Below are 17,110 nucleotides of genomic sequence, written 5' to 3'. Positions count from 1 at the left end.
AGGTAATTTATTCCAAAAGAATGACAGCATATTTAAAGTTATGCAAACGATTACATTATCAATTAATTTTTATAATTTTACTCTAAATATATTTTAAATATCATGAAAAAAATATCATTACTTTTTGCTCTTTTTCTAGCAATCACAATTTGTAAAGCTCAGAAAAACAGCATCGAATATTACATCAAAAATGCACCTTTTGACTTTGGTGAAATGGTTTTACCAACTATTCCAGAAACATCTTATAATATTAAAGATTTTGGTGGAGTAGGAAACGGAATAACACTAAATACAAAAGCGTTTGAAAAAGCGATTTCTACCATCAGTGAAAAAGGAGGTGGAAAGTTAATTGTTCCTGCAGGAGTTTGGCTAACCGGACCAATCGAATTAAAAAGTAAAATAAACTTTCATGTTGAAAAAGGAGCCGTTGTTCAGTTTTCTAATGACATCAATCAATTTCCATTGCGTGAATACTCTAAAGGGAAATTTGATGTTACTCCGCCAATTTGGGGAAATAATCTAAATGATGTTGCTTTTACGGGTGAAGGAATTTTTGATGGAGCGGGAGAAGCTTGGAGACCTGTGAAAAAATTTAAATTAAGCAAAGAAGAGTGGACGAAATTAATTAATAAAGGTGGAGTAGTAAGTGAAGATGGAAAAATCTGGTGGCCAAGTTCGGAAGCTATGAATGGTGAGAAATTGTCAAAAATAGTTGCTGCTATTAATAATCCGACAATCGGAGATTACAAAGTGCTTCATCATTTTTTACGTCCGATGATGTTTACTTTATCAAAAGTGACCAACTTATTGATTGATGGTCCAACTTTTAGAAACTCTCCAAAATTTGTCATTAATCCAAAAAATATCACCAATCTGGTTATCAAAAACACGACAGTTTATAATCCAAAATGGGCTCAGAACGGAGATGGAATTGATATTAGCGCTTCTAAAAATGTGATTATTTATAATACGAAAGTGAATGCAGGCGACGACGGTATTTGTATGAAATCCAGCGGTGAACCAAAAAATGGCGAAGCAAATCTTCAAAATGTTATTATCGCAGAATGTACTGTTTACGAAGGACACGGCGGTTTTGTAATCGGAAGTAATACCGATGGTGGTATGAAAAATATCTTTGTTTCTAACTGTCTTTTCGATGGAACCGATATTGGAATTCGGGTGAAAAGCAACTCAGGAAGAGGAGGTGATGTAAGTCAGATTTTCATTCAGAATATTGAAATGAAAAACATTGTGGAAGCTGCAGTTTTCTTCGATACCTTATATGCTGATGCACCGGCTGGAAGTAGTAAGGAAAGTCAAGATGCCCAATTTACAGGCGATAAAATTCCTTATTTACACGATTTTTATATTAGTAATGTGAATTGTGAAAGTGCAAAAACAGCATTTAGTTTTACAGGACTTCCGAATAAATTCATCGAAAATATTTATTTCAAAAACGTAAATATTAATAGCAAACAAGGAGTTGTTGGAAAAAACGCTTCTAATATTGTTTTTGAAAATGTAAAAATTAATGGAAAGACCGATTTCAAAATTGACAGTGCATTAATGAAAGCAATCGTGAAGAAGTAAATTACTCAAACGTATAAGTTGCTTAGCTTGCTATAGTAAATGAAAACCTTCAGAAAAATGAAAAAACAGGAACATTAGTTCCTGTTTTATTCTTTTAAATCTGCACATTGACAGAATTGTAGAGAGGATGGTACTTTGAGAATAACCCAATAGGGTATTTTACAAATTCATTTGAATGAAAATCAGTTCGTTATATAAATTTGTAAACCACTACATATTCCTAAAACACTTTAAACAATCTCTAATTTAGTCCCTGATTTTGAAAACAGGGACTAAAATTTCAAGATGTACTTTTTTAATAAGTTATATATAAATTATTTAATTCCGTTTCTAATCAGGCAGAATGATTGCTAATGCCTTTCATTTTTCGGTGCTGAAGTTTCTTATTTTTACAGAACGAGAAAACATGATTCTGAAGAGGATATCGCTTTTTACTTTTAAATGAATTACTTTCAGAAAACGAAGTCATTATTACCTGTTTAAATAAAAATACAATTTTGCTGCATGAGGAAAAATTTAAATATTTAGGAAATCGTAATGGCTTTCGGGAGATAACCTTGCCTACGGTGATCCTGTCGACGCGTTTTGTTCCGAGAAATTAGTTACTCATCCCAAAGTAGTTTGCATGGAAGTTTCTTCTGGTACAACGAGCCAGACATTTATTCGTTTAAGTGAAAAAGTTTTGGCAAATATTACCAGTTATCTTAAAAAACAATTGGCGAAGTAATATTTCGCAAAGTATTCACTACACTCCAACCTGCAATTTGAGCTGTTCTACTGTAAACGTCAATGATTGCGTGAATTTGCTCGCTTTTAATTTCGATACGGTGATCATCACCCACAAAGTCTGGAATAGAGTTGATAGAAACTTTCACGTTTTCTGGTCCTGTTGAAGCTAAAGCAGCCGCTACAGACACGTTCACTCTAGTTGGGAAAAGGGCGATTGCTCCGATTGCATTTCCTTCAAAAACCTCACGCTTTTCAGATTGTAATGTTTCATCATAGACAAACGTGTTTTTTAAAGAATTAGGACCTTTTTTAGTTGTAAAAGTCACTTCACTTTTTTCCATTAAAGAGACAGTTCGTAAAACATCAAAACCACCAATTGCACCAGAAGCAAGATGTACACGAGTTCCGTTTTCCGTTGCTGTTTCCTTTACCTTTTCATAAAAATCTTTATCAGCAAAAGCACCGATTGACAAAGTTACAATAGAAGATCCATTTTTCAGCGCAGGAAGTGCCAGTTCTCTTAAAGAAGTTGGAGAAGCTGTTTCTACAATATAATCTGGTTTTAGATTGAGGAATTCTTCCAAAGATTTACAGGGTTTACAAGTATAATCTAAATTTAAATCTTGAATTTTTTTGGCGATATTACCTGCTTTTTCGAAAGTTCTGGAATAAGTTCCAATTAATTTGTAATCTGGTAATAATCCTTTAATTAAAGCTTCAACGACAATATTTGCAAGTTTACCACAACCTACGACTGCTAAAGTTTTTGTTCTCATGTTGCGAACATAATAATTTAAATTGTCATAGCAAAAAATGGCATTAGTAATTCATTCTAAAGATTTATTTTTTAAAACATTTTATTGATTCTCGAAATAGCAGTTAAAACAAGATTAGTCGTCGAATAATCTTTGTCGCTTGCTATAGAGATTGTAGGCGAGTATGGTATATTTTTGTATTTTGAAATATTGCTTTAATAAATTATTCCTATTAGGTGAATGGTATAAAACGCAGGAAAAGCTCCTGCATAAATGTAATCTGTATTTTCTACCAAAGAAGTACTTCCACTCGTTCTTATTATTAGAGGATGTCCATCGATTAAAATTTGCTGCTTAATATTAAGTGGTCATTAAATTTTCTCCAGTATTCATTTTTTTAATAAAAGTCGATCATGAGGGTTTTATAAGGTTTTCAATTATTAAAAAAGGCTTAGATTATCAATCTAAGCCTCAATGTCAATGATTATGAAAAAATTAGTTGACGATTAATTTTCTAGTAGATTCGGTGTTGTCACTTTTGACCTTTACCATATAAACTCCCTTAGATAAGGATGAGATATCAATCTTTTTAGAAGCGGGATTGTTAATAGTTTTCACTAATCTACCATCTAAAGTATAAATAGAAACTGCATTTAATGGTTTATCATTTTCAACAGTGAAGAACTCATTCGCAGGATTCGGATAAAGATTGAATGTAGATTTAGTGGTATTATTTACTGCCATAGTCGGGTTTGCAATAACAGAATCCCAACTGTTTCCGACTCTAAGCTCATCAAAAATTATAGTAGGCGTTTTGGCATTCGAGTCTAAATTAAGTCGCACCATCGTTAGATCGGTTCTGGTAGATGTAGCAGTTTCATTGGTAACAAAAGTTGTTGCGGGTTCAGTTCCATTAACCACAGGGTTTACCCACATAGATGATACCGCATTGTCTATGTCATAAGCAACTACGATAAAATAATCGGTGTTCAAAGTCAATGCACCGGTTGCCGGCGAGGGATTGTTTGTATTGTTGTTTTCAGAAACTTTTAAATTGAAAGTATTATCATCAAGCTTTGTAAAATACACGCAGGAAGTATAATTTAGTGATGTTCCATTGCTTGCAACTTTTGCAAAAGAGTAAAAATAAACTGGACTGTTCGCTGAAACAGCAGCTTGTTCAGTTACTCGAAAAACGAAAGAGGAATAAAGTTTTCCTGTAGCACCTTGATTGGGGATAGTTAGTACAGGATCATCTCCACTTCCTACAAATTCCAAAGCATTTCCCGCTGCTGAAGGTAAATTTGTTGGTAAAGCCCAGGTTGGACTTGCAATTACTACTGGATCCGGTGAAGAACCTAATCCTGAAAAAGGAAGTGTCCAACCTCCCAGACCTGAACTCGTTCCGCTTGTGATTAAAGTTGTTCCAACGGGGTAATTAAAACTTTCATAATAGGGGAGGGTAACCTGCGCCTGAATTGAAGAAGCTGCTAAAAGTAAAGCGCTTAAAATTGATAATTTTGTTTTCATAATGATACTAATTGATTGTTAATGAATTACATTTAATTGATAATATTTTAAAATTGATTTTGCTGCAGGATCAGTTGTAATTAAGTAATTACCAGCTTTGAAATAATTTTCAAAAGGCCATTTCGTTAAACTGATATCTTCAAAAACGTGAGTATTGCTACCATTTAAAGTAACCGCTAATTTTCCCGTACTTGCTACAATTTTTAATGTAAACGGGTCATTTCCGACGACTCCGAAGTCATGTGAAATATCTGTCCAAATACTGCTGGAACTGCTATACAAGTTGACGCCGGTAGTATTGGAGTTCACTAATGTTTTCTTGTAGGCTTTTATACGTCCGTCTATCCAAAAGATTTTCAACAGTGGCGGCGCACTGTTAGAAGTAAATCCATACTTCTCCATATCTGCGGTAGAAATGATACCATGAATCTGCATGACAATAACGCGGTGAAAGTTATTTCCAGAATTTGAGGCATCCGGAGTTATTGACACCATTTTTAATTTTCCTTCCATGATCCCACCCTGCGTTAAAGTCCAGTTTAACTTACTGTTGATCGGGTTAATCATTTCCCTAAGCTCTGTTCTGGAATAATCGCTATTTGAAGTGGAGGTTCCCGGATAAGTATAGAAAACAAGTGACTGGTCCGTGGGGTCGTCATACATAAACGGTTTCACGGCACTTAGCGAACGGTATCCACCATCTCGGAGCTGAGCGGCAGAATATTCATCGGGACTTCCATTGTTATCTACATCAACCGGTAATGTTACTTTCCAATTTGATAAATTAATATTTGCATAACCTGTTACAGGGAGGGCTGGTTCTATTGTAGAATGGACAAAATTACTCTCTGCTCTAGAACAACTATTTAGAGTAATTAAAACCATTGTTATAAAAAATACAAATTTCATTTTGAGTTCTAGAGATTTTTAAATCTAATTTTCATATCAAATGTATTACTAATTTTTTGGTTTACCAAATTGGTTTACCAATATTTTATGCATTTCTTTACAACATGATAAAAATTTTAAAATAGATTTCCTAAGTACTTTCTAAATGTACTTATTAAGTAGTTTCTTATAAATTAGCAATTATTAAACTTCTTATATTGAACGTTGTCAATTGTTCTATTTTTTAAAATCTACTTGATGACCAAACTAATAACAACTGATAATAAACTTAACTTTATGAAATCCGTAAACTTTAAACGTAAAGAATGATATTCTGGATTGTAAAGCAGTATGAAATTGCTTGGAGCAAATGATTGTTATGAAGATTCTGCTCTAATTTCAAGAATAATTAAACTGAATTAAAGACACGGAATTTAAATTAAGACAATAAGTCAGTCGAACATTTTGAAATTGCATAATATACTTCTAAAAAAAAATTATAGGTATTTCTCGTAAAAACATATTTATAAGTATATTTGTTGGTTTACCAAATTGGTTTACCAATAAATTACCTATTTATGAAAAGGAAATATCACACTTTTTTTCTTATTGTTTTAATGAGTACCTATTCAAATGCCATTTTTAGCCAACTCGTATCAACAAAAGCGGCATTGGCTACCGCTATTACAAACGCTACGGCAGGAAGTACAATTACGCTTGCAGATGGCATATGGACTGACACTTATATTAATATTAAAAAAACAGGAACAGCCACAAATCCAATAAACATTACTGCTCAAACACCTGGTGGTGTATTTTTAGAAGGGAATTCTAGGGTAAGTATGGGAGGAACTTATATTAATTTATCAGGATTAATATTTAGAAGACCGAAAAATTTAACTGCGGGTTCCTCAACAATTAGCCCAGTGATTGAATTTCAAGATTCTAAATCTAATAGCTGCAGCAATTGTAAAGTATCCAATATTACAATTGATAGTTATAACGGCACCTTCGAACAAGCAACCTATGTATTTAAATGGATTATTCTATATGGTCAATACAACGAAATTAGTTATAGTTCCTTTTTAGGAAAATATGGAGTAGGAAGTATCATCAACAATAATCGAAATTCTAATATACCAGATTATACCTTAATTCATCATAATTATTTTGCTGATAGAACTTTTGTAGGAAATTATGTAGATGAGTATAACGATCAAGATGCGATAAGAATAGGGAATAGTTCAACATCTATGTCCAGTTCTTACAGTCAGGTATATGATAATTTATTTAATAACTGGCAAGGTGAAATAGAAATTATTTCTAATAAAAGTTGTGATAATAAATACTACAACAACACTTTTAGAGATTACAGCGGCTCCTTAACTTTAAGACACGGAAATAACTGCGACGTATATAACAATTATTTCTTTGCCAATAACCAATTATTTTCTGGTGGAATACGAGTATTGGGCGAAAATCACAGGATATATAATAATTATATTGAAGGTGTAAATTCTACCAAATCAGCGGCTGCAGGCGGAGGAACTTCAACTAATTTAGGTGGAATTGATCTAATTGCTGGAATAATTACCTCAGTGAATGGCAATAACTTAAGCGGCTATTATCAAGTAAAAAACCCTTTAATTGTTAATAATACCTTTGTTAACAATGATTTTGGAATTCGACTTGGTGGTGGCTCCAATACCTTACCAGCACTCAATATGATTGCCGCTAATAATGTTTTTTTAATGCCAACTTCTTCTAGTAAAGCCATTGATCAGATTTTACCCGCAGATCCTACATCTCCTTATATCTTCACAGGAAATATTAAACAATCTGGAACTTGGGTATTAACCGGAAATACTACAAATAACATAACTGTAAATTCAGGACTTTTAACCCCTACAACGGAATTTTATAGGATTATAGCAGGTAGTGCAGCAATTGGTGCGGCAATAGGGAGTTATCATTTTCTCACAAAAGATATTTTAGGGGGTATCAGAAAGCCTTTGTATGATGCTGGAGCAGAAGAATTTGCTGCGGGCGGTTCAAAATTTCCCTTCAAGGTTACAGATGTTGGAGTGACAATAGGGTTTTTGGGCAATAATACTATATTAGAAGTTAAAGATAATTCTATTAATTCTAAAGGCATTATAATTTACCCAAATCCAACAAAAGGTGAAAGTATAACAATTATTTCTGATAAAAATATTGGGAATGTTAGCATTTACGATACATCGGGACGATTAATCATTAACAAAGAAATCAATAATAAAAAAGGTCAAATTGAAGTGAGTAATTTAGTGAATGGGGTCTATGTTATTAAAATCCAAGGTGGTTACAGGCGATTTATTGTGGAAAACTAGTAATTTTTAAAGGATTTAAAATTATAAAATCTACATAAGGTTAGATTTATTTTCGGTATAAATAGCAAGAAAAGTTTTTGAATTAAAAATTAAACTTAAGTTCCGTTAATATTTCACATAAGAAGTTACTACTCGAACTCAAGTTTTTATAAAATTAATGATTTTTAATGCGCAATTATAATATGTTTAGACATTACTGATTTTAAGGAATTATCAAAAACAGTTAAAATATAATTTCCATTCATTAAACTCGAAGTGTCTAAATTAAAGCTGGATGTGATTTTTGTGTTTTTTTCTAAAACTTTTCTGCCATCCATCGCATAAATGACAATTTTTGCAATTGAAGAACTTGTGGATTTAATAGTCAAATTATTTTTAGAAGGTATTGGATAAATAAGAATTAAATTATTAAATTCATTATTTTTCACTGATAATGAAGTTTCATAAGCAAAAGGACCTACAGTTGATTCTGTCATTGGTGGATTAAGTACTGGATTTATTATATCATATTGATCTGCTCCGGGGTTTCTATTTGGTGAAGGTCTTATTTGTCCATCTATATCAGTTATAATTGGTGATATTTGGGTTACATTAGCATATGTTGCATTGTTATAAGACGGAGTCGCAACGGTCGCTTTCCAATTATTATTGTTCGCCGTAGAAGTCGAAGCATCTACTGCCAGAAATGGATTTTCGTTTACTGCTTGACTTGTGGAAAAGGACGTTGTGATTGTTCCTCCTGCTAAAGTTGTTGCTGAACCTGTCGGATACATAATGTTGTTTGACCAAGTAATGGCAGATCCTTGATCTTTTCCATCCATTATAGTTACCAAACTATTCATAGAACTAGTGATTATATTATTGGTAATAGTAACATTGAGTAGAGGTTTATTATAATTACCATTGTTACTAAATCCTATTTCAATACCATTAACATTATTTACAAATGTGTTATTTGTAATAACCACTCTTTCCGCACGGAAATGATTGGTTAAACCACCAGTTTTAGTATTAGTGTCAATATTGACTATTCCGATGAAAGTGAACACCTAATTCCGACCAAAGTGGACAGTGGTTTTGATGATGATTTCTTGGGTTAAAATTAGACAAAATTATTTATTACTTTTTCATTTTTTTTCTCATGGATTCCCCTTGCAGTTCAAAGCGGATTGCTGAGTGAATAATCCGATCCAAAATAGCATCTGCAATTGTTTTTTCTTCAATAAGATCATACCAGTTTTTTACCGGTAGCTGTGAGCAAAAGATGGTTGCTCTTTTTTGATTTCTATCCTCTATCAAATCCATTAGTATCATCTGCTTTTCATTATTTATGGCTTGCAGTCCAAAGTCGTCGATAATCAATAAATCATGACTTTCTATTTTGTTGAGTTCCTTGATGTAGGAACCATCTGCTTTTGCCATCATTAATTTCTGGAAGAGTTTGCCCAAATTATAGTACAAGACTTTATATCCTTTGATGCAACTTTGATGTCCCAAGGCTGTGGCCAAAAAGCTCTTTCCGGTTCCTGTACAACCTGTAATGAGTATGTTTTCATTTCTGTCAATAAAGGAACAGTCCGATAAACGGCTGAGGAGATTTCGATCAATATTGCGATCGCCGGTATAGCTTATTTCCTCTAATGATGCCTGATAATGGAACTTTGCATTTTTGAGTAATCGCTCGGTTCGGCTGTTGTTACGTCCATTATCTTCAGACTCAATAAGCCATGCAATGAACTCATCGTTGGTAAAAGTGTCCTGGTTTCTGGTTTCGAATGAAGATTCATACGCTCTTTTCATTCCGTTTAAACGCATTTTCTGCATCTTTTCAATAGTGGCATTTGTATTCATAATTTAGTTTTATTTAAATTGTTAAGCATAATATTTTGATCCTCTGATATTGTCATGATTAGAAATGGATACGTTGAATAAATCGGCTTGTTCCTCTTCTTTATCAAGTCCTCTTTCTAAAATGTTTTTGATAGAATTGTAGCTTATAGCATCGTAGCTCAGTGCCCGTTTACAGGCGTTATCCAAACGCTGCTTTCCTATCTTGGATTCCATGCTCAATATTCCCATGCAACTCTTGTAGCTCTGTTCAGGATACTGCTTTTTATCCAATATTTTCTCGATATACTCCTTTGTATGATTGCCTATTTTTTGTGCCCAGGAGATAAAAAATTCCGAACTCCAATCGCTATTGTAGGTGTGGTTTACAGGCATGTGTTCCTTTATGGTCACATAATCATAAGCCTTGCGACTGCGTGGATGTAGTGCGATTCGGGCTTGGTTGTGGTAGATTTCCACCACGCTTTGGGTAAGAACCAACTTTACTTTCTTTCCGATATAGGCGTTGGGTACGCTGTAATAGTTTTTGTCAGCAGAATAATAGGCATGGCAATTCTTCTGTACGGTGGCAATTTTGTAGTCTCTAAGCTCATATTTCTCCATAGGCAATGACTTTAAAGCATCCTTTTCAATTTCTAAAAATAGAGATGTACGACTACTGTGTTTTTTTTGAAAAGGGGTTTGGTTGTAAGTCAAAAGAAGTTTCTTTATTGCCACATTCAATTCAGCAATGCTATAAAATTCTTTATCTCTTAAAGCTGCATATATGCGGGTATAAGTGATATTCACGGCACCTTCAACTAAAGATTTGTCCTTGGGTTTCAAAGCTCTTGCAGGCATAATTGAAGTGTCGTAATGCGAAGCAAAGCAGGCAAATTGTTCGTTTACATGCGGCTCGTATCTATGGGATTTGGTTACTGCTGATTTTAAATTGTCGGGAATAATGCAAGCTGGAACCCCTCCCAGATAATGCAAACAGTTTTGAACACTACCTATAAAGTCAGGAATTTGTTGCGAAAAAGAGGCTTCTACATAAGTGTATTGGCTTGCACCAAGGGTGGCAACAAAAACTTCCACTGGCTTTATTTCACCAGTATCCTTGTCGATGATGTGGAGTTTTTTGCCCGCATAATCTATGAAGAGTTTTTCTCCCGCTTTGTGGGTAGTGGGCATGTAACCTTCTGATTTTCGGTTCCATTTGTTGTAATGTTCGCAGAACTGACTGTACATAACCCCCTGAGGATGCTTTGTCTTGTACTCAGTCCAGAGAATCTGACGGGTGACACCCACACGCTTTAATTCCTTTTCGATATAAGGAAAAATGGAATATAAATCTTTGTGAATCTGATCTCTATTAAGTAAATCTAACTCATTGGGAACTTCGAAAAGTTCAGATAATTCTTCCCCTTCGAGTTCAAGGAGTTCTTTGAAGCAAATTCCAGATTTCTCTATCAAACAAAGATATTTGATAATGGTTGTCCTTGATTTTCCAAGGCTTTTGGATATTTGATTGTTCGAAAGACCATTGTCCTTCAGCCTGATGATTTCTCGTATCATAATTGATCCTATTGATTTATTAGCCATACCCATGTGATTAGATCACAAAGTAGGAGAAAAAATCATCATCAAAACTGTTCACTTTGAACCGGAATCAGGGTGTACAGTTTGCACCGGAATTACCTGTTCAGTTTAAACCGGAATCGGGTGTACAGTTTGCTCCGGAATACCCAATATCATCACCTTGCGTAAGGGAAATTGGAGCGTCAAATTTAGTTCCGTTTAATCCTTCGAAATAATTATTGACAATAATATGGTCAAGACCGTAAATTCTTACTCCACCAGTATATACATGTGATACTCCATCTCCTGCAAGACCAACAGGTCTTTTATTCCCAAAGAAATAATTGCCATCTACTAGATTTCTTCTGCCACTTCTTAATGATAAGGATCCATAATTTCCGCTAAAAGTATTGTGTCTAATAATGTTATCACAAGACTTTACAGAAACTATTTCGGGGTCTCCATCACAGTTTTCGAACAGGTTGTTTTCAAGTATTGTGTAGGCACTTGAATTAGACATTGCGCTCCAACCCATTCTTACTGCTTCTTGCTCATTAACCGCTCTTGGCCCATTATTTCTAAATAAATTATGATCAATTCTATCATATTGAGATACCTGTACGGAATTTGTACCGTCAATCGTTATAAAATTTCCTAAAGTATTTTTGTCATGAAAATTATTATGATCTATTCTGTTATGATGACTTAAAAATTGATATGGTGGAGTGGTATCATTATAAACACCACCTATCAAAATCCATTTAACACCGGTAACTCCATCAGGAACGGTCAATGTAAAATCATTCCGAGTAATTCTGATATTATTATTTCCTTGAAATTTAATAAGTGTAGTAGTTCCAGTACAGTTAAATTTAAATCCTTGCAACGTAATATATTGTGCACCATAACCAAATGAAACATAAGATTTACCTGTTAGTGTGACACCTCCAATTGTTTGGGACTGAATTATAATTGGCTTATCTGCTGCAGCAATAGCTGAAATACTTAATGAAGCATTGTTATATGTTCCATCTTTTAAAATAAAAGTACCGCCCGTTGCGCTTGCAGCATTTACTGCAGAAACTAAACTTGAAACAGTCGTGTAAACGATCTGTGCTTTTATCCCGCTAAATAATAGCATTCCGAAGAATAATAATATTTTTTTATTAATTGAAATTAAACCGGTAAGTTTTTGCATTTTGATGTATTTATTTATTTAAATCAAAGTTAACTTATTTTGGTTTACCAAACTGGTTTACCAAAATAAAATCATAAATAAAAAAAATAAATGAAACCATTAGTTATATTTGTTTGCTTTTATTTATTTTCCTATAATCTCTATTTTAGTAGTGATATTATTTTACATTAAAAAAAATATATGGACAAAAAAAATTATTGTTTAGTACTTTTCCTTATTTGTTTTTCTAGTTTTTCGCAGAATAGTTTAGAAATTTATAAACCAGTCGCTTTCCCGAAAGATTATTCATCCAAATTAAACACTGTTTATACCAAAGAGGGAGATTGGGAAGGTAAAGTTGATTTGTATATTAATGCAAATTTAGCAATACCGACCCCTATCATAATAAACATTCATGGTGGCGGATGGAAAAAGGGGGTAAAAGAAAGCCAAACAGGCTTTAATGCCTTTTTTGAGGCTGGTTTCGCTGTTGCAAATATGGAATATCGACTTTCCTCGCAAGCAACCGCCCCTGCTGCAATAGAAGATACCCGTTGTATGCTGATTTACTTAATTAACCACGCAAGTGAACTGAATATTGATCCAAAAAAGATTGTAATCATGGGCGGCAGTGCAGGTGGACATTTAGCTTTAATGGGAGGGCTTTTAGAAAATGATCACCGATTTGATACTAAATGTATGACACAGGAAAAAATTAAAGTTGCCGCTATAATTGATAAATATGGTATTTCCGATTTATATGATTGGTCTTATGGAAAACTTAAAAGTAAATCTGCACTAGAATGGCTTGGTACGAAGGCAAGTGATTATGAATTTATAGAATCGGTTTCGCCAATTAATTATATTACAAAAAATAGCCCACCCACCTTTATTGTGCATGGAGATGCAGACCCCACCGTCCCTTATCAACAGTCAGTAAATTTATACAATAAACTTCAAAAGAATATGGTAGAATCTGAGTTTATTACGGTGAAGAATGGTCTTCATGGCAAATTTGATAAAGAGAAAAACAAGGAATTAAATATTGCTATTATAAAATTTTTATCAAAATATATAAACTGAAATTTTTAAAGAATCAATTCTAATTATACTGGAAAGAATTGAAATATGGGTATTTCTGGAGGTGGAACCATCAAACTATTATGGTACTAAATTGAAACGGAAATACAAAATAAGAGAGTCTTTATAAAGATTAATTAAATCAAGAGTATCGAGAATACTATTTCTAGTTTTAAACAAAATCAGTCTTAAGATGTAATTTCCTGAACGGCAGTACTGCAGTTTTCGTATAATTCAATTCTAGAAGAAATTGATAATTATAAAATTTGAAGTAGAACTGAAATAATTCTGCTGTAGATCCCCTTGATAACATTATCAAAAAAAATAAACGCATTATTTTGATTGAAAATACATTGATAAATTTTTATGCTGAATACCTACGTTATTTTGATTGTTACCTAGAATTCAGTAAAATGAATTAGTAACTAAAAGAACTAAACATCATATATAATTAAAATAATTAGAATATGATGTTTAGTTATAAATAAAATAGAAATTTGTAATAGAGGAATTTGCTTTTTTAAATTCCTAAAGCTTGTCCACCACCAACTTGAATGGTTTCAGCAGTTAAGAAGGATGCATCCTTACCTGCTAAGAATGATACCACTGAAGCAACTTCTTCTGGTTCTCCTAATCGCCCAAGCATAATGCTATCTTTCCAGCTTGCGAAAACTTCTGGTTTTGTGGCTTTAATTTGAGCGTGAAAAGGTGTGTCAATTGTTCCTGGTGAGACGGCATTTACTCTAATCCCAAATTCTGCTAAATCTTTTGCCATTGCTCTGGTAATTGCCTGAACTCCTGCTTTCGAAGTTGCATAAACTCCAGCTCCAGGTCCACCACCATTCCACGTTGCATTAGATGTATAGTTTATGATTGAAGCATTTTCTCCCTTTTTCAAAAATGGAATTGCTGCTCTTGAAACAAAAAATGTAGAGTCAAGATTTAAAGCCATGACACTTCTGTAAAATTCCGTAGTCATTTCGTCAAATCTCATTCGACCACCAAGACCTCCTGCATTATTTACAAGAACATCGATTTTTCCATATTTCTCGCCAATCTTATTAATATTAATTGTGACCTCTTCTTCATTCGTAACGTCAAATCCATAATATTCTGCGGTAATACCTTCAGCGAGAAGCTCGGCTACTTTTTCATTACCGGACTTTTCATCTATACCGTTTAATATTACAGTATATCCATCATTTCCCAATCTTTTACATACTGCGAAACCAATACCTCCTGTTGCGCCAGTAATTACAGCTACTTTTCCCTTTAAATCAGTCATTTTAAATTATTTAATTTTTAATTGTTATTATTATTTTATCTGTTCAATTTTTCCAATAGTTATGAATATGGATATTAATGACAATGGAACCAATGCCGCTAACAATCCAAATAATAATGGCCAACTCGATATTTGACCAGCAAAAAGAATTGCTAAAATTGTTCCTAATACCGCTGCTGCACCTCCTAAACCAGCCAATGAACCTACCGATTTACCATCATGCAAATCGCTTGGTAACGTTTGAATATTGGTCATCATAAATTGGAAGCCACCCAATACAAATGCCATTAAAATCACCGCTAAAGTTGCATTCGGAACCATTACTGAAGCCAAAACCGCGGGGATTACTACGCAACCACCTAAAATCATAGCCGTTTTTCTAGCTTTATCAACTGTGCCACCTTTTCGAATTAAATATCCGGAGAACCAACCTCCAGCAATACTTCCAATCATCGCTCCTAAATAGGGAACCCATGCAGAGAATGCCAACTCTTTAATATTCAAATTAAATTCCTCAACCAAATACATCGGTAAGAAAGTAACGAACATCCACCAGATAGGATCTAGAAAAAAACGTCCTAGTATTACTGAGTAATTCTTTTTATTAGAAAGTAGTTGACCCCAAGTTTTTCCTGCGGTAGTCTCTACAGATTTTGTTTGGTTTTGTAATATATATAATCGCTCTTCTTCAGTAATCCACGGATGCTCTTTTGGACCTTTCTTATTAATAATTAACCAAGGAATTAGCCATACTATACCAAGAAGTCCCACAACTACGAAAGTCATTTTCCACCCGATCGTCATATACAATGATAAAATTATAATTGGGGCTAAAATAGATCCGATGGAGGCAGCCGCGCCAAAAAGTCCTTGCGCAAAGGCACGTTCTTTTTGCGGAAACCACTCTGCGTTGCTTTTCGTAGCGCCCGGCCAAGGACCAGCTTCACCTAAACCAAGCATCATTCTAAAGCCAGTTAATGAGACTTTACCTTGAGATAGAGAAGTAAGTGCATCTGCAAAACCCCAAACTAAAACTGAAACCACAAAACCTCGACGGGTACCAATTTTGTCGTATAATTTTCCAGAGAAAAGTTGACTAAAGCCGTAAGCAATCATAAAAAAAATGGTGATTATTCCGAGTTGATCTTTGGCTTGTTTTGATGCTTCTTCTGGTGTTGCGTTTTTATCAACAATCCCTAATTCATAAGCGATCCCTTGTCTATTAACTACAACTTTACCCTCATTTTTGAAACTTACCATTTCAGTTTTTTGCAAAATCTCTTCTCCTCGTTTAGAAACGAGCAGATAGGTGTTGTCGCGTGCATTAAGTTTTGCCTGGTTTTCACCTAAATCGGGTTGAATATTATCTACTAATTTATATTCAATATTAGCAACCCACATATAGTTAAGTGTTCCTCTGTCTAAATAATTAATCATTGTAATGACCATTATCAAACCAATAATCCACCATCTTAATCCTTTAACCTTCATTTTATTTTAATTTATAGCATAAGCTTTATTAACCGTCGAAAACTCAGACGATTTTCTAATTTCAATTATAATTCTAGCTTTTATCGTAACAAAATTTGTAAAGAACCTTAAAGTGATCCTTCATTTTTTGTTTTGCTTTTTGTGTATCTTGGCTTTTTATCGCTTCAAAAATTTCCTCATGCTCTTTAATACCAGAAATTCTTTGGTCAATATCGCACATTTCAACTGTGTTGAAATAAGAGATGATTTCTGGGGTAATTGTCAGCATAAAAGTATTTATTGTACTGTTACCACAAGCTTTCGCAATTGATAGATGAAATAGAAGATCCTCCTGAACAGCGTCCTCACCTGCTAAAACTTTTTGGGAATATGCATTTAGTGCTGATTCTATATTCTGAATATCTTCATCAGTCCTTCTTATTGCTGCCAGTCTTACTGTTTTAAGTTCCAGAAGGATTCTAGTTTCTACAAGTGATTTAAAATCCGGTTCTTCTAATCTTATTATATCGTCTATCATTCCGTTGATAGCAATCGCACCTATGTTTGCTACAAATGTTCCGCTTTGTGGTATAGATTTTAGTATTCCGTAGAATTCTAATTTTTGTATAGCATCTCTCACATTGCTACGAGATACCTCAAATTTTTCTGACAACATTCTCTCCGAAGGCAGTTTATCTCCTGGTTCAAGATTTTTGAAATTAATTAACTCCCTAATTTTAGCGATAATTTCTTTCTGTGTATTTTGATTCTCTTTTTTTGTAATTAAATCTAAATTCATTTTCATTCATTTTTTTGGTTAACCAGATTG

Annotated in this window: 13 protein-coding genes; 3 read left to right on the top strand and 10 right to left on the bottom strand. The window is 33.7% G+C overall.

Annotated elements, in window-relative coordinates:
- Positions 1-102: 102 nt before the first annotated feature.
- Positions 103-1,590: a glycoside hydrolase family 28 protein gene (locus Q73A0000_RS08695; protein ID WP_193810590.1), complete on the top strand. Its 1,488-nt coding sequence runs from the start codon at positions 103-105 to the stop codon at positions 1,588-1,590.
- 704 nt (positions 1,591-2,294) lie between these two features.
- Here the strand turns inward: Q73A0000_RS08695 and Q73A0000_RS08690 are convergent.
- The 3 genes from Q73A0000_RS08690 to Q73A0000_RS08680 all read right to left on the bottom strand — a co-directional run bounded on the left by Q73A0000_RS08690 (position 2,295) and on the right by Q73A0000_RS08680 (position 5,513).
- Positions 2,295-3,095: an aspartate dehydrogenase domain-containing protein gene (locus Q73A0000_RS08690; RefSeq protein WP_193810589.1), complete on the bottom strand. Its 801-nt coding sequence runs from the start codon at positions 3,093-3,095 to the stop codon at positions 2,295-2,297.
- Between the two features lie 474 nt (positions 3,096-3,569).
- Positions 3,570-4,604, bottom strand: coding sequence for a T9SS type A sorting domain-containing protein (locus Q73A0000_RS08685; protein ID WP_193810588.1), 1,035 nt, complete (start codon positions 4,602-4,604; stop codon positions 3,570-3,572).
- A gap of 18 nt (positions 4,605-4,622) precedes the next feature.
- Entirely contained in the window at positions 4,623-5,513 is an 891-nt protein-coding gene (locus Q73A0000_RS08680; protein WP_193810587.1) for a polysaccharide lyase family 7 protein, read from the bottom strand.
- Between the two features lie 557 nt (positions 5,514-6,070).
- Between Q73A0000_RS08680 and Q73A0000_RS08675 the strand changes: the two genes are divergently transcribed.
- The gene (locus Q73A0000_RS08675; protein ID WP_193810586.1) at positions 6,071-7,861 is read left to right on the top strand and encodes a polysaccharide lyase 6 family protein; all 1,791 of its coding nucleotides are present in this window, start codon (positions 6,071-6,073) and stop codon (positions 7,859-7,861) included.
- A 164-nt stretch (positions 7,862-8,025) separates the two neighbouring features.
- Here Q73A0000_RS08675 and Q73A0000_RS08670 read toward each other — a convergent pair whose 3' ends face one another.
- The 4 genes from Q73A0000_RS08670 to Q73A0000_RS08655 form a co-directional block, all read right to left on the bottom strand.
- A complete protein-coding gene (locus Q73A0000_RS08670; RefSeq protein ID WP_193810585.1) occupies positions 8,026-8,910 on the bottom strand; it encodes a T9SS type A sorting domain-containing protein in 885 nt (294 codons plus the stop codon).
- Positions 8,911-8,980: 70 nt separating this feature from the next.
- A complete protein-coding gene (gene istB, locus Q73A0000_RS08665) occupies positions 8,981-9,712 on the bottom strand; it encodes an IS21-like element helper ATPase IstB (RefSeq protein WP_193810584.1) in 732 nt (243 codons plus the stop codon).
- 21 nt (positions 9,713-9,733) lie between these two features.
- A complete protein-coding gene (gene istA / locus Q73A0000_RS08660; protein WP_244140713.1) occupies positions 9,734-11,266 on the bottom strand; it encodes an IS21 family transposase in 1,533 nt (510 codons plus the stop codon).
- 127 nt (positions 11,267-11,393) lie between these two features.
- On the bottom strand, positions 11,394-12,467 hold the full coding sequence (locus Q73A0000_RS08655) for a polysaccharide lyase 6 family protein (RefSeq protein WP_193810582.1): 1,074 nt from the start codon (positions 12,465-12,467) through the stop codon (positions 11,394-11,396).
- Positions 12,468-12,647: 180 nt separating this feature from the next.
- On the opposite strand from Q73A0000_RS08655, the gene Q73A0000_RS08650 reads away from it, so the two are divergent.
- Complete coding sequence (locus tag Q73A0000_RS08650; RefSeq protein ID WP_193810581.1) at positions 12,648-13,529, top strand: alpha/beta hydrolase; 882 nt, start codon at positions 12,648-12,650, stop codon at positions 13,527-13,529.
- A 517-nt stretch (positions 13,530-14,046) separates the two neighbouring features.
- Here the strand turns inward: Q73A0000_RS08650 and Q73A0000_RS08645 are convergent.
- The 3 genes from Q73A0000_RS08645 to Q73A0000_RS08635 all read right to left on the bottom strand — a co-directional run bounded on the left by Q73A0000_RS08645 (position 14,047) and on the right by Q73A0000_RS08635 (position 17,080).
- Positions 14,047-14,811: an SDR family NAD(P)-dependent oxidoreductase gene (locus Q73A0000_RS08645; protein WP_193810580.1), complete on the bottom strand. Its 765-nt coding sequence runs from the start codon at positions 14,809-14,811 to the stop codon at positions 14,047-14,049.
- A 30-nt stretch (positions 14,812-14,841) separates the two neighbouring features.
- Positions 14,842-16,302 (bottom strand): MFS transporter, encoded by a 1,461-nt coding sequence (locus Q73A0000_RS08640; RefSeq protein ID WP_193810579.1) that lies wholly within the window; start codon positions 16,300-16,302, stop codon positions 14,842-14,844.
- A gap of 73 nt (positions 16,303-16,375) precedes the next feature.
- Entirely contained in the window at positions 16,376-17,080 is a 705-nt protein-coding gene (locus Q73A0000_RS08635; protein WP_193810578.1) for a FadR/GntR family transcriptional regulator, read from the bottom strand.
- Positions 17,081-17,110: the final 30 nt, after the last annotated feature.

Source organism: Kaistella flava (ex Peng et al. 2021) (assembly GCF_015191005.1).
Lineage (GTDB): Bacteria > Bacteroidota > Bacteroidia > Flavobacteriales > Weeksellaceae > Kaistella > Kaistella flava.
Note: the sequence above shows the minus strand (reverse complement) of the source record. Positions and strands in the feature narration are given on the sequence as shown.

Excerpts from the sequence above, each read along its gene's own strand:
- Q73A0000_RS08695 (WP_193810590.1), top strand. The coding sequence starts at position 103 with ATGAAAAAAATATCATTACTTTTTGCTCTTTTTCTAGCAATCACAATT.
- Q73A0000_RS08690 (WP_193810589.1), bottom strand. The coding sequence starts at position 3,095 with ATGAGAACAAAAACTTTAGCAGTCGTAGGTTGTGGTAAACTTGCAAAT.
- Q73A0000_RS08685 (WP_193810588.1), bottom strand. The coding sequence starts at position 4,604 with ATGAAAACAAAATTATCAATTTTAAGCGCTTTACTTTTAGCAGCTTCT.
- Q73A0000_RS08680 (WP_193810587.1), bottom strand. The coding sequence starts at position 5,513 with ATGAAATTTGTATTTTTTATAACAATGGTTTTAATTACTCTAAATAGT.
- Q73A0000_RS08675 (WP_193810586.1), top strand. The coding sequence starts at position 6,071 with ATGAAAAGGAAATATCACACTTTTTTTCTTATTGTTTTAATGAGTACC.
- istB (WP_193810584.1), bottom strand. The coding sequence starts at position 9,712 with ATGAATACAAATGCCACTATTGAAAAGATGCAGAAAATGCGTTTAAAC.
- istA (WP_244140713.1), bottom strand. The coding sequence starts at position 11,266 with ATGATACGAGAAATCATCAGGCTGAAGGACAATGGTCTTTCGAACAAT.
- Q73A0000_RS08655 (WP_193810582.1), bottom strand. The coding sequence starts at position 12,467 with ATGCAAAAACTTACCGGTTTAATTTCAATTAATAAAAAAATATTATTA.
- Q73A0000_RS08650 (WP_193810581.1), top strand. The coding sequence starts at position 12,648 with ATGGACAAAAAAAATTATTGTTTAGTACTTTTCCTTATTTGTTTTTCT.
- Q73A0000_RS08645 (WP_193810580.1), bottom strand. The coding sequence starts at position 14,811 with ATGACTGATTTAAAGGGAAAAGTAGCTGTAATTACTGGCGCAACAGGA.
- Q73A0000_RS08640 (WP_193810579.1), bottom strand. The coding sequence starts at position 16,302 with ATGAAGGTTAAAGGATTAAGATGGTGGATTATTGGTTTGATAATGGTC.
- Q73A0000_RS08635 (WP_193810578.1), bottom strand. The coding sequence starts at position 17,080 with ATGAATTTAGATTTAATTACAAAAAAAGAGAATCAAAATACACAGAAA.